This is a genomic window from Desulfosporomusa polytropa (assembly GCF_055380075.1).
This window is the reverse complement of the sequence record NZ_AP042400.1, coordinates 5,405,813-5,432,210: the sequence shown is the minus strand read 5'-3', so window position 1 is coordinate 5,432,210 and position 26,398 is coordinate 5,405,813. Positions and strand designations below refer to the sequence as shown.

General features: G+C 40.7%; 38 protein-coding genes and 1 pseudogene. 23 read left to right on the top strand and 16 right to left on the bottom strand.

Features of this window, described 5'->3' with window-relative positions; translation table 11 throughout:
- Window positions 1-9 precede the first annotated feature (9 nt).
- From ACZ449_RS27320 to ACZ449_RS27305, 4 genes are all read right to left on the bottom strand, one after another.
- The gene (locus tag ACZ449_RS27320) at window positions 10-273 is read right to left on the bottom strand and encodes a hypothetical protein (RefSeq protein WP_464259150.1); all 264 of its coding nucleotides are present in this window, start codon (window positions 271-273) and stop codon (window positions 10-12) included.
- Window positions 274-493: 220 nt separating this feature from the next.
- Window positions 494-1,567 (bottom strand): hypothetical protein, encoded by a 1,074-nt coding sequence (locus ACZ449_RS27315; protein WP_464259149.1) that lies wholly within the window; start codon window positions 1,565-1,567, stop codon window positions 494-496.
- Window positions 1,533-2,477 (bottom strand): acyl-CoA dehydratase activase-related protein, encoded by a 945-nt coding sequence (locus ACZ449_RS27310; protein ID WP_464259148.1) that lies wholly within the window; start codon window positions 2,475-2,477, stop codon window positions 1,533-1,535. The genes ACZ449_RS27315 and ACZ449_RS27310 overlap by 35 nt, the downstream gene beginning before the upstream one ends.
- 65 nt (window positions 2,478-2,542) lie before the next feature.
- Window positions 2,543-2,749 (bottom strand): DUF1657 domain-containing protein, encoded by a 207-nt coding sequence (locus ACZ449_RS27305; RefSeq protein ID WP_464259147.1) that lies wholly within the window; start codon window positions 2,747-2,749, stop codon window positions 2,543-2,545.
- A 192-nt stretch (window positions 2,750-2,941) separates the two neighbouring features.
- On the opposite strand from ACZ449_RS27305, the gene ACZ449_RS27300 reads away from it, so the two are divergent.
- A complete protein-coding gene (locus ACZ449_RS27300) occupies window positions 2,942-3,361 on the top strand; it encodes an EamA family transporter (RefSeq protein WP_464259146.1) in 420 nt (139 codons plus the stop codon).
- A 10-nt stretch (window positions 3,362-3,371) separates the two neighbouring features.
- Here the strand turns inward: ACZ449_RS27300 and ACZ449_RS27295 are convergent, their stop codons facing one another.
- The gene (locus ACZ449_RS27295) at window positions 3,372-4,091 is read right to left on the bottom strand and encodes a DUF421 domain-containing protein (protein ID WP_464259145.1); all 720 of its coding nucleotides are present in this window, start codon (window positions 4,089-4,091) and stop codon (window positions 3,372-3,374) included.
- Window positions 4,092-4,266: 175 nt separating this feature from the next.
- On the opposite strand from ACZ449_RS27295, the gene ACZ449_RS27290 reads away from it, so the two are divergent.
- The 6 genes from ACZ449_RS27290 to ACZ449_RS27265 are packed head-to-tail and all read left to right on the top strand — an operon-like array spanning window position 4,267 to window position 7,429.
- On the top strand, window positions 4,267-4,473 hold the full coding sequence (locus ACZ449_RS27290) for a DUF1657 domain-containing protein (protein WP_464259144.1): 207 nt from the start codon (window positions 4,267-4,269) through the stop codon (window positions 4,471-4,473).
- A 15-nt stretch (window positions 4,474-4,488) separates the two neighbouring features.
- Entirely contained in the window at window positions 4,489-5,349 is an 861-nt protein-coding gene (locus ACZ449_RS27285; protein ID WP_464259143.1) for a DUF421 domain-containing protein, read from the top strand.
- A gap of 13 nt (window positions 5,350-5,362) precedes the next feature.
- Window positions 5,363-5,842 (top strand): stage V sporulation protein AC, encoded by a 480-nt coding sequence (gene spoVAC, locus ACZ449_RS27280; RefSeq protein ID WP_464259142.1) that lies wholly within the window; start codon window positions 5,363-5,365, stop codon window positions 5,840-5,842.
- On the top strand, window positions 5,843-6,844 hold the full coding sequence (gene spoVAD / locus ACZ449_RS27275; protein WP_464259141.1) for a stage V sporulation protein AD: 1,002 nt from the start codon (window positions 5,843-5,845) through the stop codon (window positions 6,842-6,844).
- Between the two features lie 16 nt (window positions 6,845-6,860).
- The gene (spoVAE, locus tag ACZ449_RS27270) at window positions 6,861-7,214 is read left to right on the top strand and encodes a stage V sporulation protein AE (RefSeq protein WP_464259140.1); all 354 of its coding nucleotides are present in this window, start codon (window positions 6,861-6,863) and stop codon (window positions 7,212-7,214) included.
- A gap of 14 nt (window positions 7,215-7,228) precedes the next feature.
- Complete coding sequence (locus ACZ449_RS27265; RefSeq protein WP_464259139.1) at window positions 7,229-7,429, top strand: DUF1657 domain-containing protein; 201 nt, start codon at window positions 7,229-7,231, stop codon at window positions 7,427-7,429.
- A 131-nt stretch (window positions 7,430-7,560) separates the two neighbouring features.
- On the opposite strand, the gene ACZ449_RS27260 is transcribed toward ACZ449_RS27265, so the two are convergent.
- Entirely contained in the window at window positions 7,561-8,484 is a 924-nt protein-coding gene (locus tag ACZ449_RS27260; protein WP_464259138.1) for a LysR family transcriptional regulator, read from the bottom strand.
- A 144-nt stretch (window positions 8,485-8,628) separates the two neighbouring features.
- On the opposite strand from ACZ449_RS27260, the gene ACZ449_RS27255 reads away from it, so the two are divergent.
- Window positions 8,629-9,552 carry a 4Fe-4S dicluster domain-containing protein gene (locus ACZ449_RS27255; protein ID WP_464259137.1) on the top strand — a complete coding sequence of 308 codons (924 nt, stop codon included), beginning with the start codon at window positions 8,629-8,631 and terminating at the stop codon, window positions 9,550-9,552.
- A gap of 82 nt (window positions 9,553-9,634) precedes the next feature.
- Here the strand turns inward: ACZ449_RS27255 and ACZ449_RS27250 are convergent, their stop codons facing one another.
- The 4 genes from ACZ449_RS27250 to ACZ449_RS27235 all read right to left on the bottom strand — a co-directional run bounded on the left by ACZ449_RS27250 (window position 9,635) and on the right by ACZ449_RS27235 (window position 11,733).
- The gene (locus ACZ449_RS27250) at window positions 9,635-10,126 is read right to left on the bottom strand and encodes a DUF6803 family protein (RefSeq protein ID WP_464259136.1); all 492 of its coding nucleotides are present in this window, start codon (window positions 10,124-10,126) and stop codon (window positions 9,635-9,637) included.
- 155 nt (window positions 10,127-10,281) lie between these two features.
- Entirely contained in the window at window positions 10,282-10,527 is a 246-nt protein-coding gene (locus ACZ449_RS27245; protein ID WP_464259135.1) for a hypothetical protein, read from the bottom strand.
- A gap of 616 nt (window positions 10,528-11,143) precedes the next feature.
- Window positions 11,144-11,422, bottom strand: a complete 279-nt coding sequence (locus ACZ449_RS27240; RefSeq protein ID WP_464259134.1) for a hypothetical protein — start codon at window positions 11,420-11,422, stop codon at window positions 11,144-11,146.
- 149 nt (window positions 11,423-11,571) lie between these two features.
- Window positions 11,572-11,733: an FmdB family zinc ribbon protein gene (locus tag ACZ449_RS27235; protein WP_464261952.1), complete on the bottom strand. Its 162-nt coding sequence runs from the start codon at window positions 11,731-11,733 to the stop codon at window positions 11,572-11,574.
- Window positions 11,734-12,037: 304 nt separating this feature from the next.
- Between ACZ449_RS27235 and tnpA the strand changes: the two genes are divergently transcribed.
- From tnpA to tnpC, 3 genes are all read left to right on the top strand, one after another.
- The gene (tnpA, locus tag ACZ449_RS27230) at window positions 12,038-12,406 is read left to right on the top strand and encodes an IS66 family insertion sequence element accessory protein TnpA (protein WP_464256740.1); all 369 of its coding nucleotides are present in this window, start codon (window positions 12,038-12,040) and stop codon (window positions 12,404-12,406) included.
- Window positions 12,400-12,756: an IS66 family insertion sequence element accessory protein TnpB gene (gene tnpB / locus ACZ449_RS27225; RefSeq protein WP_464256741.1), complete on the top strand. Its 357-nt coding sequence runs from the start codon at window positions 12,400-12,402 to the stop codon at window positions 12,754-12,756. The genes tnpA and tnpB overlap by 7 nt, the downstream gene beginning before the upstream one ends.
- Window positions 12,757-12,845: 89 nt before the next feature.
- A complete protein-coding gene (gene tnpC, locus ACZ449_RS27220; protein ID WP_464257899.1) occupies window positions 12,846-14,429 on the top strand; it encodes an IS66 family transposase in 1,584 nt (527 codons plus the stop codon).
- Window positions 14,430-14,507: 78 nt separating this feature from the next.
- Here the strand turns inward: tnpC and ACZ449_RS27215 are convergent, their stop codons facing one another.
- Complete coding sequence (locus tag ACZ449_RS27215; RefSeq protein WP_464259133.1) at window positions 14,508-14,669, bottom strand: hypothetical protein; 162 nt, start codon at window positions 14,667-14,669, stop codon at window positions 14,508-14,510.
- A gap of 298 nt (window positions 14,670-14,967) precedes the next feature.
- Entirely contained in the window at window positions 14,968-15,174 is a 207-nt protein-coding gene (locus ACZ449_RS27210) for a hypothetical protein (protein WP_464259132.1), read from the bottom strand.
- Between the two features lie 176 nt (window positions 15,175-15,350).
- Between ACZ449_RS27210 and ACZ449_RS27205 the strand changes: the two genes are divergently transcribed.
- Together ACZ449_RS27205 and ACZ449_RS27200 are read left to right on the top strand one after the other, a co-directional pair.
- Window positions 15,351-15,668 (top strand): hypothetical protein, encoded by a 318-nt coding sequence (locus tag ACZ449_RS27205; protein ID WP_464259131.1) that lies wholly within the window; start codon window positions 15,351-15,353, stop codon window positions 15,666-15,668.
- Between the two features lie 292 nt (window positions 15,669-15,960).
- Window positions 15,961-16,104, top strand: coding sequence for a hypothetical protein (locus tag ACZ449_RS27200; RefSeq protein WP_464259130.1), 144 nt, complete (start codon window positions 15,961-15,963; stop codon window positions 16,102-16,104).
- Window positions 16,105-16,735: 631 nt separating this feature from the next.
- Here the strand turns inward: ACZ449_RS27200 and ACZ449_RS27195 are convergent.
- Both ACZ449_RS27195 and ACZ449_RS27190 read right to left on the bottom strand, forming a co-directional pair.
- Window positions 16,736-17,074: a hypothetical protein gene (locus ACZ449_RS27195; protein ID WP_464259129.1), complete on the bottom strand. Its 339-nt coding sequence runs from the start codon at window positions 17,072-17,074 to the stop codon at window positions 16,736-16,738.
- 97 nt (window positions 17,075-17,171) lie between these two features.
- Entirely contained in the window at window positions 17,172-17,381 is a 210-nt protein-coding gene (locus ACZ449_RS27190) for a hypothetical protein (RefSeq protein ID WP_464259128.1), read from the bottom strand.
- A 297-nt stretch (window positions 17,382-17,678) separates the two neighbouring features.
- On the opposite strand from ACZ449_RS27190, the gene ACZ449_RS27185 reads away from it, so the two are divergent.
- The 4 genes from ACZ449_RS27185 (at window position 17,679) to ACZ449_RS27170 (ending at window position 19,239) form a co-directional block, all read left to right on the top strand.
- Window positions 17,679-17,999, top strand: coding sequence for a hypothetical protein (locus tag ACZ449_RS27185; protein ID WP_464259127.1), 321 nt, complete (start codon window positions 17,679-17,681; stop codon window positions 17,997-17,999).
- 494 nt (window positions 18,000-18,493) lie between these two features.
- The gene (locus ACZ449_RS27180) at window positions 18,494-18,670 is read left to right on the top strand and encodes a hypothetical protein (RefSeq protein ID WP_464259126.1); all 177 of its coding nucleotides are present in this window, start codon (window positions 18,494-18,496) and stop codon (window positions 18,668-18,670) included.
- 54 nt (window positions 18,671-18,724) lie between these two features.
- A complete protein-coding gene (locus ACZ449_RS27175) occupies window positions 18,725-18,970 on the top strand; it encodes a hypothetical protein (protein ID WP_464259125.1) in 246 nt (81 codons plus the stop codon).
- Window positions 18,971-18,993: 23 nt separating this feature from the next.
- On the top strand, window positions 18,994-19,239 hold the full coding sequence (locus ACZ449_RS27170; RefSeq protein ID WP_464259124.1) for a hypothetical protein: 246 nt from the start codon (window positions 18,994-18,996) through the stop codon (window positions 19,237-19,239).
- Between the two features lie 53 nt (window positions 19,240-19,292).
- Here ACZ449_RS27170 and ACZ449_RS27165 read toward each other — a convergent pair whose 3' ends face one another.
- A complete protein-coding gene (locus ACZ449_RS27165) occupies window positions 19,293-20,282 on the bottom strand; it encodes an amidohydrolase family protein (RefSeq protein WP_464259123.1) in 990 nt (329 codons plus the stop codon).
- Between the two features lie 418 nt (window positions 20,283-20,700).
- On the opposite strand from ACZ449_RS27165, the gene ACZ449_RS27160 reads away from it, so the two are divergent.
- The 5 genes and pseudogenes from ACZ449_RS27160 (at window position 20,701) to ACZ449_RS27140 (ending at window position 24,943) form a co-directional block, all read left to right on the top strand.
- Window positions 20,701-21,264, top strand: a complete 564-nt coding sequence (locus tag ACZ449_RS27160) for a TetR/AcrR family transcriptional regulator (RefSeq protein WP_464259122.1) — start codon at window positions 20,701-20,703, stop codon at window positions 21,262-21,264.
- Between the two features lie 125 nt (window positions 21,265-21,389).
- Window positions 21,390-21,617: a hypothetical protein gene (locus ACZ449_RS27155; protein ID WP_464259121.1), complete on the top strand. Its 228-nt coding sequence runs from the start codon at window positions 21,390-21,392 to the stop codon at window positions 21,615-21,617.
- 69 nt (window positions 21,618-21,686) lie between these two features.
- A complete protein-coding gene (locus ACZ449_RS27150; RefSeq protein WP_464261951.1) occupies window positions 21,687-22,178 on the top strand; it encodes an efflux RND transporter periplasmic adaptor subunit in 492 nt (163 codons plus the stop codon).
- Window positions 22,130-23,883, top strand: a pseudogene (locus tag ACZ449_RS27145) (efflux RND transporter permease subunit); the annotation flags it as partial. The gene ACZ449_RS27150 and the pseudogene ACZ449_RS27145, both read left to right, overlap by 49 nt.
- Before the next feature lie 139 nt (window positions 23,884-24,022).
- Entirely contained in the window at window positions 24,023-24,943 is a 921-nt protein-coding gene (locus tag ACZ449_RS27140) for an alpha/beta hydrolase (RefSeq protein ID WP_464259120.1), read from the top strand.
- A gap of 449 nt (window positions 24,944-25,392) precedes the next feature.
- Here ACZ449_RS27140 and ACZ449_RS27135 read toward each other — a convergent pair whose 3' ends face one another.
- Entirely contained in the window at window positions 25,393-25,554 is a 162-nt protein-coding gene (locus ACZ449_RS27135; protein ID WP_464259119.1) for a Spo0E family sporulation regulatory protein-aspartic acid phosphatase, read from the bottom strand.
- 224 nt (window positions 25,555-25,778) lie between these two features.
- On the opposite strand from ACZ449_RS27135, the gene ACZ449_RS27130 reads away from it, so the two are divergent.
- Complete coding sequence (locus ACZ449_RS27130) at window positions 25,779-26,321, top strand: CBO0543 family protein (protein WP_464259118.1); 543 nt, start codon at window positions 25,779-25,781, stop codon at window positions 26,319-26,321.
- Window positions 26,322-26,398 lie beyond the last annotated feature (77 nt).

The window sequence follows — 26,398 nt, the reverse complement described above, 5'->3', positions numbered from 1 at the left end:
TTAACCCGTTTAAAGGAAAGAGACCAGTTTGTGGAACACTGGTCTCTTTCCGCTCCTATCGACGAGGATAACACTGCCTTGGGAAACACTGTCTTGGGAAACACTGTCTTGGGAAGCATTGACGTGGGAAGCACTGACGAGGGAAGCATTGACGTGGGAAGCATTGACGGGGGAAGCATTGACGGGGAAAACAAAACCGGCGCGGATTACAAAATCTTGGATAACAACTAAACGGGAAGCATTGACGATAATCATTGAATTCTGATTCTTCATTCTCTTCTGCATCCCATTCTTCAATTTCAGGAGATTCCCATTCATCTCTTGGCACTATATTCATCTCCTTTTTTGAGAATTGCCGCACTTAAGAAATTCACGGCTATTACATAATATGGATGACTGTCTTCAAATGACACTCTTTGATTTTGGTATATGTAAATATATTGGAAACGGCAGCATATCCCTTTACGAGGAATGCGCTGCCGTTTTGTTTACACTATTTTTTCTTTCGCTTGATGCAATCAACAAATGCCTCCAGTCTAGTGAGAACACCAACATCGCTGGCATGTTCATCAACACTTAATGTCAGTAAAGGCAAATTAAAGTCCTGCGCAATATTTTTGAGTGCATATTGCGCTACTATTTCAGGCATACAGCCAAAAGGATATACGTGGATAATCCCGTCATAACCGTGCTGGGCGCACCATAACGTACTTCCTACTGATTTTAGCCCATCACCGCCAACGTGATGATTAAGATAGGGTCTGGCCTGCTTCTGGTACGCGCGCTCTTCACTATATAGCCCTAGAGAACTCAATAACGTGTTGGAAAAGGCCCACTCTCCTATATTAACAAACTTTTTGACTTCTATACCTTGTTTAATCAATACATCTTCCACTCTATAATTGACATATGGTTCAAGTAACAAATAGAATTCTCCAACTAAACCAACTTTCGGCGGCTGCTTATTATTATCTTCACTCATTGACTTTATCAATTGAATAACTCGATTTCGTTTATCCTTAACATCTCTAAAAGCGCAACAATCACGAAAATCTCCAGCTGATTGGTTCGCTATATCAATGATACTATCCGGTGTAGTAGACCGTGATCCATAAAAATTTTTGGCATTGTTTATAGAGTCAAGAGCTTTTAGTGTTTTCATAGCCATCGTAAGTTGTTTTACTATCTCCAGGCGACTGACCTCTGGAGCCACACTTTGTAAAAAGTGATATAACCCGGTGAGGAGATGGTTGGAATCAATGGTGTAAAATCCCACATCTTTAGTCTTGGAAAGCTGAATTTTTTGTACGGCACTGTAAAAACCAAAGCGACATTTCCCCGCACCACACATGGTTACAAATGTATCTGCCCCCTTGTCAATACTCTCCAGAAAATTACCCATGTTCATTTTATAAGGCAAACATACACCTTCCGGCGAATACATTGAACCCAATTCAACCGTCTTCTTGGAAATTGCCGGCGCTTCAACAACTTCAACACCAAGATTTGTCAGCATGTTGTAGACCGGTATACTAAGATAGCCCATCTGCGGGTAACTTACCTTCAAGCTTTAACCTCCTTGCTACCATATCCCAAAAGGCTTCCACTCGCGTAATAAGTCCAGCATTGCCGGTATGTTCGTCAATAGTAAGTACCATATGTGGTTTATTACTTGGCTTGAAAATATGATGCTCCAGATATTCGTTAACAAGCGAGTCCGGACCACAGCCAAAACTTGATACGATAATAACACCTGCAATATCGTCTTGTCCACAGAAATACCGGGCAGCACCGGCGATTTTCATTGATAACTGCCAATAAATATCCTGCTGAAAGGCTTTAGCTTCCTCATAAACTTTTTTGTTTGGCAAATCACTAGAGATAATAATCTCTACCTCCTGGGACTTGAAAAAGTTTTCAATATCGCTATTGAAGAAAACATCTTTTATTATGTAACTATGACCAATAATCGCGATTTTGGCCTTTACCGGATGGCCCGATTGGATTGGGATAGTATTCTTCCACTGTTTAACGGCCTGGCGGTAGGCCTGCTGACCTGTAAAATCAGACAATCCTAGCGGCTGACATATAGTATGAACAGCCTTTGCTATTGTAGCAGCAGAGCTATTTTCAATATTGGGACTAAGTAATTTCTCATTAGCCAGCCTAAACGTATTTTGCACGATATCTGGTAAACCGGCAAGTTTTGCACAAAGATGATTATCCGGATAATACTGAGCGATGCGAGGTACGAAGATATGACTGCATGTGGTTAATAAGGATTCAACATGACCTAAGTAAACCTTCAATGGTATACAAGATTCATCAATGGCAAGCGACATCCCCCGGTCTAAAATTTGTTTATTGGTCTTACCGGAAAGAGCCACTGGGACCCCGCTGTTCTGAAAAAAATCCAACCACAAACTGCCGAACTCATGGTATAGCAAAGCTTCAGGAATTCCAACTTTAACACCCATTTGTCTCACCTTGTCATATCTTAGTTTGGAGTAAAAAGGAGGTAGTTCTACCTACCTCCTTTTTACTATTGTTGCTGATTACTTAATTTAGTTTCTGATGTAGTACTTACACGACTATTGAGTTGGGCAATATGACGATCCATGTCTTGGGACATTTGCTCAAACATTGTCTGGGCACCTTGGTCATCAGTAGATGTGGCAAAGGTTGCATAAGTACCTTTGGCAGATTCAGCAGCAGCTAAAGCCTTTTCTAAGTCTTTTTTTACAGTCATAATGCTAGCCTCCTGATCGGTAATTTAGTGTTCCGTCTACTATTATTTTACTGGCAGCAATTTATTATAAGTGGAATTGTTTTACATCAAGAGGTAACAACTCTCATATCCCAACGGGTACAAATAGAGTTTACACTACTAGTTTGAGTCGGTGGGCATATAATCTAAAAACAGATTAACTGGAGGTACCCTGTGATATTGATATATGCCTTTCTGGCAGTTCTGTGCCTGGGTTCAGCGCCATTATTCGGTAAATCCGCCCTTCACCATATTAATCCTGTCACTACTCTGGTAATCCGAACATTTATCGCCACCGTTCTTGTCAGTATCTGGCTGCTCCTAACGAAAACCCATATTGAATTTACTGCTATATCCTCAGCCAGCTGGTTAATGCTCAGTATGGAAGCAATTTTAGCAGCTGTCTTGGGCGAATTGGCCTATTTCTACGCCCTTGAAGAAGGCGATGTATATGAGATTGCAGTCCTCATGTCCTGCGCTCCGCTAGTAACAATTATTTTAGGCAATTTATTTCTGGGTCAGCCGTTGTCTCTAAAGCAGCTTGTTGGTGCTCTTATTGTAACAATCGGTCTGGTAATTTTATGTGGTGATTAAACCCAGCCAATTATTCTTCACTACTCTTGTTACTATACTGTGAGTCAGTCTTGCGATTAACAAACAATTGCCCTTTAGAGTCAATCCCGGCATAAGTTACCTCAGCTATATCGTGGATGCTTCTCTCAGCTAATTGTTGCTTTAGCCAGCCTTTAGAATGGTTTTGTCTATCTAAATTTCGCTCAATGATTACACCATCCATGATTAATTCCACCGGAAATAAAGGATCAGGCAAGTGAATATTGAAATCACTTTTCGTTAAAGGCTGATAGTCAGCCTTTTTTATTACGCTTAAATCTCCAGTAGTTTCTAAAATAGCGTATTGTACTTCGGCAGGGTCTAAGACGCCTTGTTGACGCAAATGTCCATTCAGCTCATCGATATCGTAGCGCAGACTATGCATGTTTTTTTCAATAACATGTCCATTCTCGATCACAATTGTCGGTGAACCATCAATCAATTTCCGCAGAGGCCGGCTTTTTATTGTAACAAGTGATACCAAGTAGGTAAGGGCCACAAATAGGACAAGGTCATAGTAGTGGTTCCATACTTTATCGGCATCTGCTGCTGCAATGTTGGCTGCAAGCGAACCAATGGTAATACCACTAACATATTCATAAAAAGTTAGTTGTCCGACCTGCGTTTTCCCAAGTATCCGCGTAAAAACCAGTAAACTTACGAACACTAGCGAAGTCTGCCAAGTATCGCGAATAAATTCCTGCAATTCCATTATTCTTCCCCCTCATGAAACTATACATTGTATAGGGTACACCAACCACAAAGAAGATATGTTATTATTCACAGGAATTGATTGAGCCTAATAACCTTCCATAAATTTCAAGGATTATTTTGGAATTAAAATCGAGAATACAATAATAATAATAAGGTAAATGGAGGTACTCTATATGACAGTTGCTTCTCAGATCAAACAAACATTAGCTACTCTAAAAGGCAGTCAGGGTACATTACGCTTATATGCATCGCAGACCAGGGATGAAGAAACCAAGCTTGTTTACAAAGAAGCATTGGAAGCTACCGGAATAATGATCCACGACCTTGAGGGAAGAATGCAGACTTTAGAGTATCAAGAACCACAATACAAAGGAAACTAGTCAGGAGATTGAGAAATGCAGGCATGGATACAGATATTATTTAGTTCAGTTTCATTATTTTTTTTGCTACTGCTCTTGATCAGGCTGATGGGGAAAAAAAACATCGTTCGCATGACGCCATTTAGATTTGTAAGCTATATCGTAACTGCAGTAATTGTCGCTTTAATGTCCCTAAATCTAATTACCAATTTTGCCTTTGGATTTATTGCTCTTGGTGTTTGGGTACTGTTTCCGATAGCATTGGATTATTTGTCCCTTAAGAGCAAGTGGGTTCATGACATTATTAATGGGAAGCAAACCGTATTAATTAAACATGGAAAAATTATGGAAGAGAATCTTCTGCAGACAAGGCTAACAGGTGAGGAATTGCTGCGAGAACTTCGTTCTAAAAATGCTTTTAATCTAGCAGATGTAGAATTTGCGGTAATGGAAGACACCGGCGACATAAATGTATTTTTTAAATCTGACAAAACGCCAATATCCTCCCACGGGTTAGGGCTAAAAGTGGCTCCTCTGGCAGAACCGCAGACGGTTATACTGGATGGCAATATTATTAATGAGCCGCTGGCTTCTTTGGGATTTAACACCGAATGGCTAGGCATTCAGTTGGAAACCATCGGAGTCTCGCTAGATAATGTGTTTATCGGACAAGTAGACTCGTCTGGTGATTTATACCTAGATCTGTTTGATGACTCTGTACAATTACCACAGCCCAAAGTTAAGGAAATGCTGTATGCAAATTTTGAAAAAATCCAGGCTGATCTCACAACTTTTGCACTAGAGACGAACAACGAAGCAGCTAAACAAATGTATTCAGCACATGCAGCAACATTACAACAACTTTTGGAAAAGCTTAAGCCGTATTTATTGCGTTAGAAGGTGAACTTTATTGTCAAGTATTAAACGCAAAAATCTAACCCCTGTACAACAGCAATACCAAGACTTTGCTCGCGCAAGAGAACCGCAGCGTCCAATAGTAACTAATTGTATCCGCGCTTTTATTGTAGGCGGCATTATTTGTACAATAGGTCAGGGAGTACAGTTGTTTTTCATGACCTATTTTAATTTTGACGAGAAGACAGCAGGCGATCCTACTGTTGCAGTTTTGATTTTGATTTCAGTAATCCTTACAAGCCTTGGATTATATGATCATATTGCGCAATGGGGTGGCGCTGGCAGTGCCGTTCCGGTTACCGGGTTTGCAAATACAATTGCCTCAGCTTCTCTTGACCACAAAAGTGAGGGTTTTGTATTAGGAGTCGGAGGAAATATGTTTAAAATTGCCGGACCAGTTATTGTATTTGGCGTCTTTTCCGCTTTTGTTGTTGCTATTATAAAAGTAATCATTACATCGTTAGGTGGAATGTGAATGCTGCAAGGTCATCAAACATGGGTTTTTAAATCGAAGCCAACCATTATTAGTTCTGCAGCTATCGGCGGACCTTTTGAGGCACAAGGTAATCTGGCAGACGATTTCGACCTGCTTCATGGTGATATTTGGCTTGGGCAGGACAGTTACGAACAAGCAGAAAAAAAGTTTTTGGAACAAGCTTGTGAAACTGCAATTAAAAAAGCGGGACTCAAAAAAGAGGACATCCAGTTTTTTCTCAGCGGTGATCTAATTAACCAGATTATGCCCAGCAGCTTTACCGCTCGTACCCTTGCTGTTCCATATTTGGGTATTTATGGAGCTTGTTCCAGTTCAATGGAAGGCCTTTCCTTAGCCTCGCTCATTATCGATTCTGGCTTCGCTCAAAATGCCCTTGTTGGCACATCCAGCCATAACGCTGCCTCTGAAAAACAATACCGATATCCTACCGAATATGGCGCACAAAAGCCCCCTACAGCCCAATGGACTGTTACGGGAGCAGGTGCGGCAGTTGTCGCCATGCAAGGACAAGGGCCACGAGTTGTAGCGTCTACTATCGGACGTGTAATAGACATGGGGCTTTCTGACCCTTTTAATATGGGGGCCGCCATGGCTCCAGCTGCAGTTGACACTATAGAAGCTCACTTCAGGGATTTGAATATTTCGCCGTCACACTATGACCTCATTACGACTGGCGATTTAGGCAGAGTAGGTCACCGAATTGCTGGGGATTTGCTAACAAAACATGGACTTGACATCCCGGTAGAAAAATTGACGGACTGCGGTATTTTAATGTACAAGGAAGACCAACCAGTATTCGCTGGCGGCAGTGGCTGTGCCTGTGTTGCTACAACTACCTTCGGACATCTTTTAAATCGTATGCGTAGAGGTGAACTGAACCGAATTCTAGTTATAGCCACCGGCGCCTTGCTCTCCCCAATGTCTTATCAGCAAAAGGAATCCATTCCATGCATTGCCTATGCAGTATCGATAGAAATGTAACCTAGGGGGCTTACGTTTGGAGAAGTTTATTTTGGCTTTTGTCGTTGGCGGAACTATTTGTGTGATTGGTCAACTCCTGATGGACGGGCTGAAACTAACACCTGCACATACAATGGTAACGTTGGTAGTGTCTGGAGCTGTCTTAGGAGGATTTGGCCTATATGATGATTTGATTAAATTTGCAGGTGCCGGAGCTTCAGTTCCTATCAGCAGCTTTGGCAATCAACTAGTCAAGGGTGCCCTCCAAGAAGCAGAAAAAACCGGCCTTGTCGGTGTATTAACAGGTATTTTTAAAATCACCAGCGCCGGCATTTCAGCCGCAATTATTTTCGGATTTTTGGCATCTGTACTATGTAAACCGAAAGGATAAAGGAGGTAAAATAAATGACCGTAGGTACGCAAATGACGCAGGCCATTGCAACTGTTCAAAACGCGGCCGCCACTATGAAGACATTTTCATTAGAAACTCAGGATCAGCAAGCAAAACAAACCTTCGAGCAATTAGCAACCACCCTAGACTCTGCTGTCGATACATTAAAAAGCAGACAAAAGTACGTTGAGAAGCAGGAACCTCAATACAAATAGCAATAATAAATTAAACCCGCAGCTTTGGGCTGCGGGTTTAATTTATCTCTACATCCCAGACTAGCTGGTTAGGGCTGTCGGTGTAATTTCAATAGAAGCTTTAGCATCAGCAGCTTACTGCCCGACATAAGTCAATCATTTACAAGGGTTCCAGTTAGTATACCTTTTACGATATCGACGGTGTTATATTCCTTAACGATTTCCATTACTGTTTTCATACTTTCACTTATATACTTATTTTTATAATAAACGATATTAAATGATCTGTCCCACGCATTGTCTTTACTCTTTATCACATACATCTGGCCACTTCGTATCTCTTCCTCCACCAATCGTATCGATATCGCTGCCAGGCAATTATTCTCTAATACGGCATTTTTTATTACACCTGGACAAGTTACCTCCCAGCCAATTTTCAATTTTGCGCCATTTTTTTGCATATAATTCTCAAATAACTCCCTTGTACCGCTGCCCTCTTCCCGCATTACAAAATATTCATTTTCCAGTTCTTTTATCGAAATCCGTTTACGTCCCGCAAAGCTGTGGTGTTTAGCACAGACAATAACAAGATAATCCTTTACAGCCGGAGTATTTACCAAGTCATGACTTTTGACCTGTCCTTCCACAATTCCAATATCCAGCTCTGCTTTCAGAATTTTATCTTCGATGGATTTCGTATTATTCATATAGGCAAAGGTTTCCACCTGCGGCATTCGTTTTTTAAAATGATTTAAAATGGATGGTAACATACAGGAACCTACCGTTACTGTGGCGCCAATCTGTATTTTTTCCGAATGGCCTGCTATAAGCATATACTTGTTCAACTCATCAAATTGACTGACTGCTACTCTGGCATAGGTAAGTAGATTTTTTCCAGCTTCTGTTATATATAGCTTCTTTGAGATTCTTTCAAACAACAACACTCCATAATGCGTTTCCAATTCTTTAATTGCCTGACTCACTGTTGGCTGAGAAATAAAGTATTTGGTTGCAGCCAAACTCATTTTACCGGTTTCTGCCACAGCAATAAAAATTTTCAGATGTCTTATCGTCATTTTTTCTCCTTAATTGCTAAAAATCCCATTTACCGTTAATAGGTTTTACCTATCATTATTATAAAATAACATTACTTTAATTATTAATCAATACATGTTATATTGTTGTCATAACAAGAAATAAAAAATTGGAGGATATAAGTCATGGCTACATTAACAATTAGTGCGGAAAATGAAAAGAGAGTAAAAGCACTGGGTTTTCTAAGCAACAGGGGAACCGATAATTTTTCAGCACGGGTTATTACCGTAAATGGTGCTATTACTGCTGCTCAAGCCAAATGTATCGTAGAAGCTGCTGAATTATTCGGTAATGGTGTTATAACTTTTACAACAAGACTTTCCGTTGAATGCCCGGGTATTCCTTATGATAAGATTGAAGACTTCCGTTCCTATATTGCCAAAGAAGGTCTCGTTACCGGTGGTACAGGCGCTAAAGTACGTCCTGTTGTAGCCTGTAAAGGTACCACTTGCCACTATGGCCTCATTGATGCTTCTGGTTTAGCCAAAGAAATTCACGAAAGATTTTACAATGGTTATACTAATGTAAAATTAGCCCATAAATTTAAGATTGCTGTTGGTGGCTGTCCGAATAACTGCGTAAAACCTGACTTAAATGATTTAGGCATTATCGGGCAAATGATTCCTATTTTTAATAAAGACAAATGTAATGGCTGTAAAAAATGCTCTATTGCTGAAGGTTGCCCAGTAAATGCCGCTACTGTTGTTGATGGCATTTTAGAAATTAACCTTGACAACTGTATACATTGTGGACGCTGTATTGGGAAATGCCCTTTTGATACTATTGAAGACGGCAGACAAGGCTATAAGATATACATTGGCGGAAGATGGGGCAAACGTGTAGCTCATGGTAAAACTTTAACCAAAATATTTACCAATAAAAAAGATGCCTTACATACAATTGAAAAGGTTATTCTCATTTACAAAGAACAAGGTAAAACTGGCGAACGTTTTTCTCAAACCATAGAAAGACTTGGGTTTGAAAACGTTGAAGCTCAAATAGTATCAGATGAAATCTTATTAAGGAAGCAAGAAATTTTGGACTGTTAAACTGAATCTGCTTTATTTTTACTCGTTTACGCAACAAGGCGGCGCTTCCTTTCAGAAAACGCCGCCTTCGCCTACTTGGTTTCTAGTGTTGCATATGACCTCCACCTGCAGTAGAATTCCACCCCATAATCGTTGGATCAACCATCCCAAAAACCATGGCGACATGAGCCACAACGAGAAAAACTGTTAAGAGAATAAAATGAAACTTCATCTTCTCAGCCTCTGATTTATCTTTGCCGATTACACCAAGCTCTAGTAAGGCAATGCTAAATAGGGGAATAACACCGCTCAGGTATGCTCCCACGGCGAGTATATCTGCAATCCCGCGCCACTGAATGTTGGGAACAACTGTGATCATTAGATTGAGAAATACGCCTACGAAATAGAACCCTAAAACAATTCCTATCCATTTATTCCAGGTTCTCCAACCACCCGCATTAGAACCACGAAGAAATACAGTGAAGAATTCCGTTGTGACAAGTGCTTCCGCTAAAGCCACCGGAATGACCATGTATATAATTAGATTCCACGGTTGGTTGACGGCCAACAATTCCATATAGTGTGTCATTGTCATAATACTAACACCATCCTTAAATTAAATTCTAGATTCATTATAGACAAACAATATGAAGAAGTTGTGAATAAGCAATCAAGCCGGAACAACTAGCATAAAATAAAACAGGGCTGTTGAAAAGGTTCAAAATTGCCTTTTCAACAGCCCTGTTTTACTTAATTCCTTGGCTCCCAACTAAATTCCAAAGTAACGACTAACTCATCGGCTTCCGGTCTTACATTATAATAAGAACAATAAGAAAGTACTTTTCGTACAGAGCGGAACTGTTTAGGAGAATCCCCTGTTATTTCAGGAACTCGCACAGTTACAAGTGCCTTATTATTAAAGTTTTCTACAACACTTACATTATTCGAAAGCAGCTTTATAGCAGTTAAAATACGTATAAATGTCGCCCTTCTCATAATCAGTCCCCCTTAGACTTACTTTATGTTAATTATATCATACTGCTGAATTCCATGATATGGGTAAATCTTTCCCATATATAGAATTTGCTATGATAATCAAAAGAAATATTCACCAGTAGGGAAAAATGAAATAAGCACTAACAATTACAATCAGCGCGTAATTTTTAATCACAAGTTTCAGGATTGTGCAATAATTCAAGGGCTTGCATCTCTGCAAACCCTTGAATTTCCAGGTGATCCACCGCGAAATCAAATGGCGAATCTACTGCTTAAGCATCCGAACTTGGCGCCATTTGCTTGTAATTCTTCAGCCCGCCTGGCAAGCGCATTACAAGGATTGTTGTGTTTATTATAGCATATTTGTCCAGGGGAAAAGGTAATGGTTGCATAAAGAGAGCGAGAGTAAAAAAGCCCCCAGCACACATGCCAGGGACCTTGGTATTTATGTTGATTGTTGCACAACCGCACTCATCGGAGCAGCCAAAATCCCAGTATGGGTAAAATTACCGCAAAAATTTTAATGTAATATCCGGCAGATACCTAACAAAAGCAGTAATTAATTCAGTAGTAAATTCTTCATCGTCAAGAATACGCTCAATGGCATTTATCTCCATTACGCCGTACGGCTTAACCAACCTAGGAACGGGTGATGTATCCCTGAATCCAATTGACCAATATCTACGTTTTCTATATGTAGTCCCTCAAGATGAAATGTGTATTCACCAATTACTTTCCCAGCCTGGGTAACCTGAAGGCCAACCTTGTTTTTACGGCCAGCCAGGGCGCTATTCACTATTGAATAAAAATAGGGATGTTTTGCTTTCACGATAGCGAGTACTTTTTCCCTAAACGGCACAACTTTTTCTTTGATGAGTATATCTGTTTCCGTCATATATATACCTCCCTTAATAAACTCCATATAGTTTTCATATGTAGTATGCCCGCTTACATGATTTTGATTATGATGGTCGTAAGCTAAAAACTCTGCGGCCCCCCCCCCGAATGATACGACTTATACATTGGATAACATGCGATAAATTCTTAATCAAGCATATCAATATTGCCTTTTGTCAGCTCGCTTTGGCATTTTGGACATTTCACATTAGATTTCCTTTGATCAAATAACCTATTAAAATGTTCAAATTTATGTCCGCATTCTTCGCACTGGTACCAAATACGTTCCCTGAATATATTATTATCCATAACTCTTGTTATAACGATACTGTGAACCATTATATCCTGACCCCCTGTTTCAATAAACCATTTACCATCCAATTCATCATAGAATAGGTTAACCTTGCCAGTGCAATAAGAAAAGCGCCCATAGGGACGCTTTCCCGATATCAAACTTATACACCACGTTTAAACTTGATAGCTTTCTCGTAAGCGTCAAATAAATCGTCACATGTACAACCAGGCCTCCGGATGAGACAATAGGTCTAAGAGAATCACATAGAGTTTGTTGGAGTCATTTGGATTCTTAGAAACTCGCAGGAGGTCTACTTTTATGAGCGTACAGAAAGTGACGCATGAAGTTCGATTGGAGAAATGGCGCAATATTGTTACGGCTTGCCGCAACAGTGGCAAAACCATTAAAACGTGGTGCAGCGAAAATAACATTAACGTGAAAACATACTATCATTGGCAGAAGCTTGTATGTCAGGAGACTTGCCGGGCAATTTCGGTAAGTCTCCCTGCCTCCAGCGAGGCTGTTCCCGTACAGGGTTCGGTATTTGCAGAAATGAAGATGCCTAAGCATCGTGCGGAAACATTGGCTGTTACGATTGAGCGTAACGATATGCAAATCCATGTTTATCAAGGCGCTGATATGGTAACCGTGGAGGCTACGCTTCTGGCACTGAAACATTTATGTTAGGTGATATATCTAAAATCGAACATATCTTTCTCGCCTGCGGCCACACCGATATGAGAAGATCTATTGATGGTCTGGCAGCGACCATACAGCAATGCTTTCATCTAGATCCGTTCTCCAACAGTCTGTTCCTGTTTTGCGGCCGTCGGCGTGATCGAATCAAAGCGCTCTTTTGGGATGGAGATGGCTTTGTACTTTTGTATAAACGGCTGGAGAACGGTGGCTTTCAGTGGCCCAAAGATGAAAAAGAGGTCAAACACATTACGCCACAACAGTTTCGTTGGCTAATGGAAGGGTTAAGCATTCAACAGCCGAGGGCGCATAAAAAAGTCGATAAAATACAAATCGTCTAATTTGCTAAAAGTCCTAAATATCCTGCAAAATCAATGGATTTAACGGAATTTCCATGGAAAAAAGCCATAAAATATGGTATAATTATTACATGAAAATTCTAGTGAACGGTACTAATACACAAGAAGAAATGATCTTTGTTTCTCGTACTGAATATGAGGCACTAAAAATACAAAATGAGGAACTGACTCAACAGGTCAAGTGGCTGATGGAGCAAATGCGTCTTTCCAAACAAAAACAGTTCGGCTCCTCCAGTGAAAAAAGCAAATACGATCAGTTTAATCTTTTTAACGAGGCGGAGGCAACAGCAGATGAACGGGTGCCCGAGCCTGAATTGACTGAAGTTCAGAAGCATTATCGTAAGAATGTCAAAGAAAGAAAAGAGACCATTCCTGCCGATTTACCAATAGAGGTTGTAGAACATTTTTTACCGGAACATGAGCAGGAATGCCCGGAATGTGGTTCAAAACTGCATATTATGGGTAAAAATGTCCGCCGCGAATTGAAGATCATCCCGGCCAAGGCAGTTATCGTAGAACATATTGACTATGTATATGCCTGCCGCGACTGTGAAGTCAATGCATGCAGCGTGCCTATTATCAAGGCACCAATGGACAAGCCGGTAATCAAAGGAAGCTTTGCTTCTCCAGAAGCAGTTGCTCATATTATGACACAGAAATTTGCAAATGGAATGCCACTGCATCGCCAGGAGCAAGATTTGAGCCGTATGGGCATAGCTCTTTCCAAACAAACTATGTCTAACTGGCTGATTCGGTGTTCTGAAGATTGGCTGGAGCCAATCTATGATGCCTTTAAAGAGCTACTTTCCATACAGCCAGTGCTCCATGCAGATGAAACCATTTTACAGGTACTTCACGAGCCGGGCAAATCTGCGCAAAGCAAAAGCTACATGTGGCTGTATAGAACTGGCGGGTGTGCTAGTATGCCTATTGTGCTGTGTGATTATCAGCCAGATCGGAAGGCGAAGCACCCATTAGAATTTTTGCAGGAGTTTAGCGGCTACCTTCATACGGATGGTTATGCCGGGTATCATAGCTTGCCGGAGCGAATCATCATTGTAGGTTGCTGGGCGCACGCCAGAAGAAAATTTGACGAGGCGCTAAAAGGCCTTTTGGAAAAAGACCGGGAAGGCTCTGGGGCGCAACGTAGCAAACAATATTGCGATAAGCTATTTACTATTGAGCGCCAACTAGCTGATTGTACACCGGAAGAACGCTATAAAAAGCGTCAGGAACTGGCAAAACCAGTGCTTGACGAGTTTTTGTCGTACCTTCATACAGTAAAGGCATCTACCAAGAGCGGATTTGGCAGAGCCGTGCACTATACGTTGGAGCAATGGAAATATCTCGAACGATATCTACTGGACGGAAGGCTGGAAATCAGTAACAATCGCGCCGAACGCAGCATTAAGCCGTTTGTGATTGACCGCAAAAATTATCTCTTTGCCAACACACCGCGAGGAGCTAAAGCCAGCGCAGTTGTGTTCAGCATAATAGAAACCGCAAAGGAAAATGGGCTCAATCCATATGCCTACCTGACTTATATTTTTAAAAACGCGCCCAACTGGGATATACGAAATGATGTTGAGGCACTACAACGACTAATGCCCAGTTTTGTTCCAGATTACTGTAATACTAATGCCGTTACCAAATGACTTGTTGTCAAGGTGACGACATTTTTGACGCTTACGCTTTCTCGATATTGCTTCGGTAAAAAGGATTAATTTTCCCCTCTATTTATCTACATCTATACCAAGTTTTGTTTTCGAAAATTCTTTGAAAATTTCTTCTGAACTAGAAATTTGTTTGGCATCCCTAACAAGCTGAATGCGTTTCCCCATATCAAGACATGTACAATCAAAAGGTATATCTTTATTACAGACCAAACATTTCATTAAGCAAACCCCCTTTGGGTTAATTTTCAACAAAAGGTAATATTATCCTCTATTGCAACTATGCTTTTCCTTAATCAAATCCCGCGCAATTTTTTTTTACTTGAATAACCTCTCAATATTTGAGCTCTTACTCTATCGTGCCATAATATTGCTGGGAGTAAGCTAACGATTATTTAAAGAAATAAAGTCGCCGTTATATTTTGTCATGAAAAAAACACTCCTCTGTTAGATTTACTATATCATAGTGTCTAACTTTTGGGGTGCAGTTCATTGCAGATGGCTTAAATCGGTGCAATGGTTAATTCGTTCTTGTCACGTTTGAATTAACTTGAACAACCGATTTATCTTTAGTATCATTTTGAGGTATTGTATATGTCGATTTTTTTAACAACCCCTTTTTTTCTAAGTCAGCCATCAATTGTTGCATTTTAATAAATTCATTATCATTTGCGTGTCTTTTGGTTTCGTTATCCATTACAACTTTGAACTCATCAGCAATCGACAACCGTTCCACCCCTTAATTAAAAAAAGTTACGTGAGTGTAGAAAAAATTGAATACCAGCCCTACCAATATGTGCAATTATTATGTCATTTATTTTACCTATCCTATTCTTCAGTAGTTGGTTAGTTTTACAGGACATAATTGGTCTTTGTCGAATTTTTGCTTTAAAGGTGGTGAAAATGTTGGCCGAATATGCTAAAGAACTTTATCTTCAAATTATCACGATAATTAAAATCAAAGAGATACAACTAAAAGAAAATCAGGGTCTGCGAGTTACTCTTCTTCACTATCCTGAATTTGAGATAACTGAGATAGGTCGCCTAGGTAACGAATACCTTTTCTTTTCTGGGAATTACCCTGAGTCTTTTGAAACCACTCTTCTCCTCCCTGCCGAACCGACTCCGATAAAGATTGATGTAGTTGACTTAGGAATGGCGTTACCATCAAAAATAAAAAAGAAAATCGGATTTTGTGGAGACATTTCATGTAGTCAATGATAGTGTCTCGTTTTGATTGATTTCTTGGATTCCGTCACTAGCGATATTTTCTTAGAGTACGTCATCATTCCCCTGCATTGCGGTAGGTATTACCGTCTCATCCCTCGGACGGCGGCGGCCAACAATGCAGAATCCTTTTAAGGTGTGGTCAATGCCCGCAGCAATGCACTGACCAGCTTTAACGTATTTTCACCCGAATCTGAACAGGTTGCCTGTTGTACCATTGATATCACCTCCAGCGATAATTATCATGAATATGTGGCAAGCTAAACATATAAGGAGGTGATTAATAATGCTCTGTCATCGTCATCATCATCATCATTCGCAACGCGACTGTTGTGGCGGCTCACCATTATTAAAAGTCCTGGCTATAGGTGCTGTAGTGTACGTTGGTATAAAAGCTTTACATCACTATCAAATCTATCATCGAGACTAACCTCTTTAAACCTGGGTTTATTACCCAGGTTTAATTATGCTTACGTTTACTCTCAGTTTCCTATTACTACTTACTCTAAGTCATCCAGACTCATCCAAAAATATTGAGACTCCATATCATTATCCCCTTTACATTTTTTAAGTTATTAGGCAAAAAGGAATACAATGGCAGCATAAATATTATTTCCAAGTCCAATAACCATGCTTAGTTCGTTTAAGTTCTTCAGGGTGGTTTTTACGAATCTTTAAATATTCACGCCTATTTATGTGCGTCATAGATACCCTCCTTTATTGATTCTCTATGACAGCATGTGCTTGTATTCATTAAAATATTCGAGAGTCTTCAATCTTCTGAATACCCACTCTTAATGGCTGCCTGAGTTGCACCTAACACCATTTAACGGCAATATCCTTATATTTCAGGCCAAGCATATAATCTTTTTCTACTAATTCATAATTAGTCAAATCACCACCTCGTTATCACTGCGAATATACCCATTATTTAGCATCCCCCCATGGTCTGCGCTAACCCACGCTGTTCGGCCGACAGCCAGGCTTAAACTTAATAAAAAAATAGCCGCTCGGTTGTGAGCGGCTGATGTTTGGGTAAAAGAAAAACGTAGCAATGGACGCTATCGACCAAAATAACCCTTCAATATATAAAATGATTCCTCTGATAATCTAAAATTCTCGCCAAGAAGGCGATTCAAATCATAAGCTAAATCAAATTCACCTTTACGAATTAATTCTTGAACCATTCTTCTTATTTTATCTCTGTCTTTGGTTCTAAGGTCGTCAAGCATTTTACAGGCAAGTTCCTGTGTAGATATCTTCATATAATCACGGATTTCGTTCATATATTCCATAGATTCGTAAATATAACTTTTGGTTTCTTCTAAACGCTCTTGATTTTTCTGCTCTTGAAAATAATCACATACTGCTTTAATAACCGTATAAATGAATTCAATCATATAAGTACCCTCCTCCACTCTGCCGTTAACAAATACTATGCTTGGCAACTATTGTTTATGACGTAGAGGATGTAATAAGAAAAGAGCCCAGGTGGGCTCAAGCATTACTCAGTATTTGTGATTGCTTTGCTTTTATTGCAAACAAAATATAGCTATTCAGGTAATCAATCAGTTCAACACAGTCTTGATCATTTAACTGCGCAATTGGTATATCTCCCATTACATGATGTATCCATGCGTTTATTTCTCCAGTTGTATAGCCTAAGTGTACCATTTGATCTATTAATGAATAAATTTCGTCAACCATCCAATCACCCTATACAGTTATTTTAGTCTTAATTCGTCATTTCTTAACAGATATCCTTAAGATAAAAGAACTATTTTTTATGGGTAAAAAGTCCTGTTTTTGTGGTGCACCGCCTATCAACCAAGTAAGCTTCCGGCTAGCAGAAAAGCTTTGATTCATCGCAAAAGCTGTTAGCCATCTCTCTGCTTGGCTTGGTCGGTGTCAGTATTTCCATTTACTTTTGTTCATAACGTAGAAAATAGATACACTGGTATTAAAACACCCTGCATTAGAAACACTATTTTAGAGGTGATACTTTTGAATGATAATATAAACGCGCTCAGTGGTTCAATGAATGATCAAGCCGCGCCCAGTGAAGCCGACATGGCACAACGCTTACAATCGTCTACCCAAACTAATTCCAAAAATAATAGCTCTAAAACTTACATTGACGCATTAATTAATGGATTCGACAATACTTCAGGTGAAAAACAGGGGCAGAGTAATATTGAATCGGCTCACACCGAAGCTAAATTTATTACTGGAAGTACGGGTCTCCAAATAAATCCCAACGCACCACCTGAAAAGAAAGAAAACCACACTATTGAACCACCCAAAGTTTCTACTCAGCATTATTAATTAGGTCGGCCAATGTGCTGGCCTTTTTATTTTTCTTATTTGTGTTGGCTTGCTTAGGTTTGCTTAATACCCCTAAAATCTATCTGTACTCAATATAATTCACCTCTCCTAAAATACTTCTCTTGGATTTGATCTCACAGTAAAACATCTAAATTACTGCAATTAACTTAAAGTGGTCCAAGGGTAGCTTACAGAATACTACACATTAATTTATGCGTTGTTAACGAAAGACTCCGCAAGGAATATGTTGAATAATATAGAACGTATTCTCCAGGAACATGATTTTTATACTATTCATGACAGTATATAACCTTTGGGTTATACATTCCCTGGGCACGGTCACGCCTGAGACACGAATCTACAAGTTGTTAGTCAAGGCTGGTGACACGAATGATACGACCGCTTTAGCTGCGATAAGCTTGACGGCCAGGGTGCGTAGTCGATGGGTTTGAGTGCCAGGAAAGTAAAAAACATTTGCATAGAGGTGATATCCTGTGCCACTTACACGAAAGGAGAAACAAAGAATCTATGAGGAAGAACTCGAACGTATAAAAGCCCGAGAGCGCATCCAGGCTGCACGTACTCGACAGCCGAAGTCTTCGGGGTTTATGAATTGGGTTATTATCTTAGGTTTTTCTCTTATGCTCTATATTGTGTTGGGTGGTAAGTAGTCCTTAGGGATCGCCCCAATAGAAATTTACTATTCCACATAGGAGGTCGTATACATGAAAGTTTCAGTCAACAAAAACTTTTTCTTAGACCAGGCTCTCCCTATCATCGACTTTGATCGCATTTCATTAGCGGCATATGGAGGCATGCTTGCTGTTGCCAGCTTTGGTAATACTGTGAACTTTAGGGTGCCTGCTTATGTTATGGACCCCGGACAGGCTTTTCTGTCATACGCTGAATGGCGTGACCTTGTCAGCAAAATTCAGAAAGAACCGGGTAGCATGGTTGAAATCGAATTGTAAAAAAAGAAAATGAGGAGTGCTTCATGAGAGCTATTGTAAGCAAAGACTTTTTCTTAAGTCAAACTCTACCTATCAAGAAAATTGATCGTATAGCAATTTCCGCCTATGGTGGTGATTTGTCAGGAACGAGCCTAGGTAGTTCTGAAAACTTCCGTATACCCTCTACTGTGTTGGAACCTGGCCAAGTTATTCTATCAACTGCTGAATGGATTAGCCTACTTAATAGAGTTCAAAACTGGCCTGCTGGTATAGGTATAATTCAGTTGTAGGTATCCAACAATATGACATCTTTAGGCAAATGGTCTTTTCACCATCATGTTGCCTACCTTAGCCGGGGAAATAATCTTACCGCATTATCCCGGTATATAGCACGCCGTTGATCATTCGTAAGCAGATCCGTTTTGTCCAATGCGTCTGCTAAGTAAATACAACCAACCGTTGGTGTATAGGGATAATCACTTCCATATAAGAAGTGGTCAGTCTCTACCAATTGCATCATAGCAGCCAATTGTCTGGGTAGACAAAGTCCTGCCACATCAAAGTACAATCCTCGTAAAGCGGCATACACATCGATACTGTCTTTCCCGCTTTTTAACACTTGCAGACCGATGTGAATTCGATCAGCAAGTATCGGCAAAAATGCACCGACATGTGGCACAATAAATTTGACATCAGGGAAGCGCTTCAAGGTTCCTTTTAAGATCATATTGACAATAGTACGTGTTGTGTCAAAGAAAAATTCCATGAGTGGCATGGGTAAATCTTCAAGGATATTTTCCGGAACAGTGCTGGGGGTAGTGGGATGAAGGGCAACCACTGCTTTCCGTTTATTTAATTCTGCAAAAATGGGATCCAAACAAGGATTCCCCAGGTAAACTCCTTGCGTGTTAGTGGGTAATGTAAATCCATCGACATGCAAAAAATCCATTGCATACTGTATTTCCTCTATACTGGCCGCTGCATCAGGTAATGGCAAAGAGGCGAGCAAACCAAACTGGTCCGGATATTTCTGCACAAGTTCTGCTCCATCTTCATTCACTTTTCGTGCCAGGATTGCAGCAGCATGATTATCACCAAAATTTATATGCGGCGAAGTAATCGATAGCATCGTTGTAGAAACACCTAATTGGTTGGCTACATCCAGATGCGTCTCTACATTCCAATCTGGAGTTGGAAATTTATCGCGATTTTTTTCACCGCAATTCAATAACGCTTCCCGATAAGCTTGCGGCACATAATGCACATGCATATCGATTTTGGGAATGCCGATTCCTTTATAGTTTTTTATTATGCTTTCCATTTGTCTGTCCATACTTTTTCTCTCCTTTGTTAATATAAATTAATCTATTGCTGATACTGGCCTGAAATCGTACCACGTTATTATTTTGTACTGAAACGACAAATATGGTACATATATTACAAGGCCATGTTATGCCTTTTTTTAGCATCTGTCAATACAAAATTGCTTAGATAAAACAAATTAAGTTGACTTACACCCCTTTGGCTCCTTGACCCACCGTATCACAACCGTCCATAGCCATCAGCATTACATTCTTCTCAACTGCAGCCGCCCTGTTTCCTATCCAATTGAATATCCCTATGAATTGCTTGTTATTTTTCTTTTATATCAAAATGATTATTGACACATACGAAAAAGTGGTATATCCTGAATTTAAAATGCAATACTCATTTTGTCATTTCGGTACAAAACTGATTGAGGTGATATCCTTTTGCGTAATCGAATTCTCCTGGCCGCTGCCGACGAGATGAAAACCCGCGGCGTAAAATTTACAATGAGCGACCTGGCAAGACGTCTTAGTCTCAGCAAAACTTCTTTATATGAGCACTTTGCCTCCAAAAATGAACTTGTGCATGACATTATAGCTACAGCCACCCAGGATGTTCAAAACCAGGAACAGGAAATCTACAATAACTCCGGATTATCCGTTGTGGAAAAAGTCCAGGCCTTGCTTAAGGCCGCGCCAAAAGTATTTGGCTCCATTAACAACCATAGCCTTTATGATGATCTTCGCCACTATTATCCTGATGAATGGCAGCTGGTATCAGATTTCCGCCAGGATCAACTGAATCATCTAACATCCCTTATCGTTCAGAGCATCGAAAATAACTCGCTTCGCCCCATCAATGTATCTGTACTCAGACAAATCGTGACCAGTGCTATGAATGATTTATTTAACTACCGGTTTCTTGAAGAAAGTAATATGACACATGCAGATGCATTATCGGCAATGGCAGATATCATCGTATTCGGCTTACTCCCATCTAAAGAATAAAAAACTTTTCCTCTATTAAATTTTAAATCGCACCTTTGTGCGATTTAAAATTGCATTCTTGTACCATAAATACTATTTTGGTACAAAGAATTATTAAGTCATTCAACTGCTGATCAGGAGGATTTATGGAACTGTGTACTATCATTCACGGCATACCCGTCGTGGCTGACCCAGCCTTGTCACGTGAAGAAATCAACCGCATTGTTTACGAACTTGTCCAAACATGGGCCTGGGACGGCAGGCAACTAGGAAAAATCGAGCTGATTCGCGATGGACAATTGATCCATATCTGCTCCTATGAAAAACCTTCTATTAAACTTGTCCCTTTAAAAAATAGTAAAAGTGAGGAGTGAACGGATGCGACATTGGAACTGGTTAACAAAAATACCAAAAAACAATTATATTACGGGTTAACGGCAACAGTGGTAGTGTTATGTATCATTGGCGGCGTTCTATGGCAAGAAAAGCACCAGTCAAAAGCAATTGTAGACGATATACCTGCGGTCCGGACGGCCGTGATCGGCGTTGAAGAAGCCACTCAAGAATATACTTATTCCGGCGAAGTCCGCGGGCGATATGAAAGTCAATTGGCGTTCCAGGTCAGCGGAAAAATAATAAAACGAAATGTGGAACTGGGCAGTGTAATAAACGCTGGCGATGTGCTGATGCAGATCGATCCCAAAGATATTCAGCAAGCCGTCAATAGCAATTCCGCCCAGGTATCCTCCACCGAATCACAACTCCGCCTGGCGGAAAGCAATTTGAACCGCTACCGGCAGCTCTACGAACAGGGCGCTGTCGGCCGCATGGCCTATGATCAATATGTCAGTGCCTATGAGGTAGCCGTGGCCGCGGTACGGCTAGTTTTTCTCAGGGAACCGCTTCCGAGTACTGTTTTACTATTTTTTCCGTAATAACCATCGCCTTACTTACTTCATGGTTAGTTGCCGGCACAGCAACACCATTGCTAGGTTACCTGTTCATAAAAATCAAACCGCAGGCAGAAAAAGAAAGCAGTCACGATGTATATGACACCAAATTCTACCGCTGGTTTAAGCAGATTTTATCGTGGTGCTTACAAAACCGAAAAAAAGTACTGATTGCCACCATAGCAAGCTTTATCGGCTCGATTGGCCTGCTCGGCTTTGTTAAACAGGAATTCTTCCCTCCTTCCACCCGTCCGGAACTAATTGTTCAACTCAAACTGCCGGATGGGGCTTCCCTGCAATCGTCAGAAGAAGTTGCCCGCCAGTTTGCTGAACGCATACAAAACGATCCTGATATTGCTTACTACACCTACCATGTTGGCGAAGGGGCGCCGCGGTTTGTCCTAAGTTTTGAACCGGTCTTTCCGAAAACAAATTTTACCGAATTTGTTATTGTAGCCAAAGACCTTCATGCACGCAGCGCTCTGTCTGAAAAGATCAACACCCTGCTCTCTGAAGAATTCAGCAGTGTCCAGGGCCATATCAAGGTGATCGCCAGCGGTATGCCGTCAGACTACCCGGTCATGCTGAGGGTTAAGGGATATGACCATGATAAAGTCCGGGAAATCGCCAACAAGGTACGGGACACTATGGCGACCCACCCCGGCGTAGGAAATGTAAGTTTTAACTGGGATGAAAAGAGCAAAGTCATGCATTTGGAAATTGATCAGGACAAGGCGAGAATGTTAGGAATGAGTACCCAGGCGCTGGCCGCTTCTCTCCAATCCCAGTTATCCGGGGCAACGATTGCCGAGTTCCGTGAAAGTGACAAAACCGTGAGCATGCTGTTTCGCTTTGACGCTCAGGACAGAAGCAATCCTGCCCTTCTTAAAGATTTGAATATTCATATTGGCAACGGAAAATATGTTCCGCTTGATCAAATCGCCAAAATCCGCTACGACGCAGAAGAAGGCCGCGCATTTGGCGGCGTGATTTAAAACCGATGATTTTGGTACAAGCGGAGATCCGACCCGGAATTACAGGAAACGACATTGCACAGCAAGTGTATGAAAATGATCTTAAAGAACTGCGTGACAGTCTGCCTTTGGGATACAGCATTGAATATGACGGGGCAATAGAAAATAGCATAAAAGCCACCGGATTCCTCAAATCTCCAGTACCGGCGATGATGATTACCATTATGATTCTCTTAATGATTCAACTGCAAAATATAGCAAAAATGGTACTGACCCTGTTAACTGCGCCGCTTGGCATCATTGGCGTGGCCATTGGCCTTATCCTCACAGGAAGTCCGATGGGCTTCGTTGTCCAACTGGGAATCCTGGCTTTGGTCGGCATCATTATGCGTAATTCGATCATATTGATGGATCAGATTGATCAACTGCTTGCGGCTGGAGAACCCATGTGGGACGCGATTATAGACGCGACAATCATCCGGTTGCGGCCTATTCTGCTAACAGCGGCAGCAGCCATACTGGGAATGATTCCTTTAGTATCAAGTGTTTTCTGGGGATCCATGGCTATTGCCATTGCCGGAGGCTTACTGGGTGCCACCGTATTAACGCTGCTGGTTTTGCCAACAATGTACGCAGCCTGGTACAAAGTACAGCCCAGCCATACGCCGCATGCTCCGGCAGTATCTGACAAACAAGCTGCTACTCCTTTAGCATAACTCTCCACAACCGTCCTAAGACGAAAGCATAACTAAACTAGCCAACTAGAAAGGAGATGATACGAAATTAAGCGGCCCCTCAAAATACAGCTGCGTATTTCCCTGTTTATAAAAAATAGTAAGAAAGAAGGAATGAATCATGCCGTTAAATCCAAAATTTGAAAATTTACTAAAAACCGATTTTGAAAGTTTATATTCTTTGGGGGTTGAAAAGTTACGAGAGTACTACAGCAAAAGCTGGGATGACTTTAAAGGAATTCCGGAGGAAGTGGGTTCTGTAGTAAACCGTGTTGTAAAAACCTCCGTACGGGATACACCAATCAGGGTGTATTATCCTAAAACAACAGGCGTTCATCCTGCTTTGATTTTTATTCATGGCGGTGGATTTGTGCTTGGAAATATTGATGTCTATGATCCTATATGCCGAAAAATAACAAACAATGTGAACTGCGCTGTAATATCCATCGATTATGGCCTGGCACCCGAGCACAAATTCCCGAAACCTCTAGAAGAATGCTACCAGGTTACAAAATGGGTGTTTGAAAATGTGGAAGAATTACAGGTCAAGCCTGATAAGATTGCCATTGGCGGTGACAGTGTCGGGGGAACTCTTAGTGCTGTCATTAGTCAGCTTTCCAGAGACAAGGGAGAATTCTCACTTGTTTATCAAGTAATTATTAATTCGATTCTCGATTTGGACGGACAAACCCCATCAAGAATCGAAAATGGTGAGGGATACCGATTAACAGCAAAAGGAATTGCCTGGTTTAATCAGCAGCATTTAAACGATATAAGCGAAGCCAAGAACCCATTGGCCTCTCCCTTGCTTGCAGACAACTTTGCCGGTCTTCCACCCGCATGTATTATTACATCAGAATATGACCCTCTACGTGATGAAGGCGAAAATTATGCAAAACGGTTATCCGCTGCCGGGGTCAAAGTATGCCTCAAGAGATATGATGGGATAATTCATGGCTTTTTCAATATGCAGAGTACACTGGAGGAAGCGCGGGATGCTCTGGCGTTAGTATGTACTAAACTCAAGGAAGCTTTTAGTTAATCAATGGATTTGCATTTCAGCTTATTACTTATCCTGCTGATTGTATATACCCGGCAGGCGGCAAAATAAGAAACCCCCTCGGTTCCCGAGGGCAATGTCACGATTGCCTATAATACATATAAGCTAATGAACACAAAGTAATAACCCCAACGGCTATCATGCCGTATACAAAATCTAAAAGCATTTTATCCCTCCGCAAAATGAAATGTAATACAGTATATGCCAATATCATTTTTTGGCCCAAAATAAAAATGCCCACCCCCAACCGTCAGGCTGAGAGTGGGTTTCTGTTTATGTTTATGTTTATGTTTATGTTTATGTTTATACTCTTCTACTACCGTGATGCAATGTGTTGGCTTAAACGATAATATGTCATTTGTAAAGCGTGTGCGCATATTATCCGTGGTACAGAGTAAAGACACCGCCCCTTCGGACGATGTCTTTATCTCTTACCTTGTCTTAAAAATTTTGTGGTACTTATTGAGAACTTCGTCAAGTTGCTTACTAAGTTGCATTACTTCTAAATCTGAAATGCCTTTTTCAATAGCCAACTTATTTAGGCTTTGGCGAAGATACTCAATTTGGCGTAAAATTTCGTCATATTCTCCCATATTTTCCCCTCCTTTCCTGATAAGGAATAATCTATCAGAAAAAGATTAAGAAAATTGGTGAAAAAAGAGGCCTCAAGTATGCATACTTTGCATGCATAAGAAAAGCGCCCCTAAGGACGCTTATATTAACGTTATAACTACTTAGCTAAATCCACTACTTCCACCCCCATAAAGATGGTTCCCTCTCCCCCCACATAAACTCTATCATTCTACATACACTAAAAATGGCAAAGAATTGCCTCTTATTTGTATGCTTTGATAGGAGATATTTAATGAATCTTACTCTTGACCAAATCATTATGATAATATCGGCCATAATCACTTTGTTATTAATGTTTTATGTAATTGATTGGCGATATTTCCGAGATTGGGTTGTCGTTTTCTTTTTTAAATGCACCATTGATTTTTTTTGGGGAAGTGCGGTTGTAAGCCTTAAACTCCTGGAATACCCCGTTCGTCTACTACCACGATATTATGACACAAGCCTACTTTTTGAAGTGTGGGTATTTCCAGTATTATGTATTCTATATAACCAAACTACCCGTACACGGGGTCTAGGTGGGATAATCGGGTATGCTCTATTGTTCAGTGCCATCATAACCGCAATAGAATATCCACTTGAACTCTACACCAACCTTATTAAATACAAAAGCTGGAGCTGGTTTACTACCTTTTACACGCTTACACTGACATTTTTAGTTTCAAGAGCTTTTATTGCCTTCTACCGCTGGGGATGTGAATACTTTAGTAAAGAAATTCACCAGTAAATTTGACTCCTACTTCGTTGTTCTTAACTCGTACCTGTTTATCCACAACCGGCAGTAATGCTTGCAGAAATAGGGGA

Bases quoted from the DNA above. Each gene is read 5' to 3' on its own strand.
- spoVAD (WP_464259141.1), top strand. From the start codon at position 5,843: ATGCTGCAAGGTCATCAAACATGGGTTTTTAAATCGAAGCCAACCATT.
- tnpA (WP_464256740.1), top strand. From the start codon at position 12,038: ATGAGCGTACAGAAAGTGACGCATGAAGTTCGATTGGAGAAATGGCGC.
- ACZ449_RS27235 (WP_464261952.1), bottom strand. From the start codon at position 11,733: ATGGATAATAATATATTCAGGGAACGTATTTGGTACCAGTGCGAAGAA.
- ACZ449_RS27285 (WP_464259143.1), top strand. From the start codon at position 4,489: ATGCAGGCATGGATACAGATATTATTTAGTTCAGTTTCATTATTTTTT.
- tnpB (WP_464256741.1), top strand. From the start codon at position 12,400: ATGTTAGGTGATATATCTAAAATCGAACATATCTTTCTCGCCTGCGGC.
- ACZ449_RS27190 (WP_464259128.1), bottom strand. From the start codon at position 17,381: ATGGTTGACGAAATTTATTCATTAATAGATCAAATGGTACACTTAGGC.
- ACZ449_RS27320 (WP_464259150.1), bottom strand. From the start codon at position 273: ATGAAGAATCAGAATTCAATGATTATCGTCAATGCTTCCCGTTTAGTT.
- ACZ449_RS27245 (WP_464259135.1), bottom strand. From the start codon at position 10,527: ATGAGAAGGGCGACATTTATACGTATTTTAACTGCTATAAAGCTGCTT.
- ACZ449_RS27170 (WP_464259124.1), top strand. From the start codon at position 18,994: ATGAGAGCTATTGTAAGCAAAGACTTTTTCTTAAGTCAAACTCTACCT.
- ACZ449_RS27130 (WP_464259118.1), top strand. From the start codon at position 25,779: ATGGCAAAGAATTGCCTCTTATTTGTATGCTTTGATAGGAGATATTTA.
- ACZ449_RS27295 (WP_464259145.1), bottom strand. From the start codon at position 4,091: ATGGAATTGCAGGAATTTATTCGCGATACTTGGCAGACTTCGCTAGTG.
- ACZ449_RS27265 (WP_464259139.1), top strand. From the start codon at position 7,229: ATGACCGTAGGTACGCAAATGACGCAGGCCATTGCAACTGTTCAAAAC.
- ACZ449_RS27250 (WP_464259136.1), bottom strand. From the start codon at position 10,126: ATGACAATGACACACTATATGGAATTGTTGGCCGTCAACCAACCGTGG.
- ACZ449_RS27255 (WP_464259137.1), top strand. From the start codon at position 8,629: ATGGCTACATTAACAATTAGTGCGGAAAATGAAAAGAGAGTAAAAGCA.
- ACZ449_RS27305 (WP_464259147.1), bottom strand. From the start codon at position 2,749: ATGACTGTAAAAAAAGACTTAGAAAAGGCTTTAGCTGCTGCTGAATCT.
- ACZ449_RS27195 (WP_464259129.1), bottom strand. From the start codon at position 17,074: ATGATTGAATTCATTTATACGGTTATTAAAGCAGTATGTGATTATTTT.
- ACZ449_RS27310 (WP_464259148.1), bottom strand. From the start codon at position 2,477: ATGGGTGTTAAAGTTGGAATTCCTGAAGCTTTGCTATACCATGAGTTC.
- ACZ449_RS27290 (WP_464259144.1), top strand. From the start codon at position 4,267: ATGACAGTTGCTTCTCAGATCAAACAAACATTAGCTACTCTAAAAGGC.
- ACZ449_RS27135 (WP_464259119.1), bottom strand. From the start codon at position 25,554: ATGGGAGAATATGACGAAATTTTACGCCAAATTGAGTATCTTCGCCAA.
- tnpC (WP_464257899.1), top strand. From the start codon at position 12,846: ATGAAAATTCTAGTGAACGGTACTAATACACAAGAAGAAATGATCTTT.
- ACZ449_RS27260 (WP_464259138.1), bottom strand. From the start codon at position 8,484: ATGACGATAAGACATCTGAAAATTTTTATTGCTGTGGCAGAAACCGGT.
- ACZ449_RS27140 (WP_464259120.1), top strand. From the start codon at position 24,023: ATGCCGTTAAATCCAAAATTTGAAAATTTACTAAAAACCGATTTTGAA.
- ACZ449_RS27155 (WP_464259121.1), top strand. From the start codon at position 21,390: ATGGAACTGTGTACTATCATTCACGGCATACCCGTCGTGGCTGACCCA.
- ACZ449_RS27215 (WP_464259133.1), bottom strand. From the start codon at position 14,669: ATGAAATGTTTGGTCTGTAATAAAGATATACCTTTTGATTGTACATGT.
- ACZ449_RS27175 (WP_464259125.1), top strand. From the start codon at position 18,725: ATGAAAGTTTCAGTCAACAAAAACTTTTTCTTAGACCAGGCTCTCCCT.
- ACZ449_RS27205 (WP_464259131.1), top strand. From the start codon at position 15,351: ATGTTGGCCGAATATGCTAAAGAACTTTATCTTCAAATTATCACGATA.
- ACZ449_RS27165 (WP_464259123.1), bottom strand. From the start codon at position 20,282: ATGGACAGACAAATGGAAAGCATAATAAAAAACTATAAAGGAATCGGC.
- ACZ449_RS27240 (WP_464259134.1), bottom strand. From the start codon at position 11,422: ATGACGGAAACAGATATACTCATCAAAGAAAAAGTTGTGCCGTTTAGG.
- ACZ449_RS27200 (WP_464259130.1), top strand. From the start codon at position 15,961: ATGCTCTGTCATCGTCATCATCATCATCATTCGCAACGCGACTGTTGT.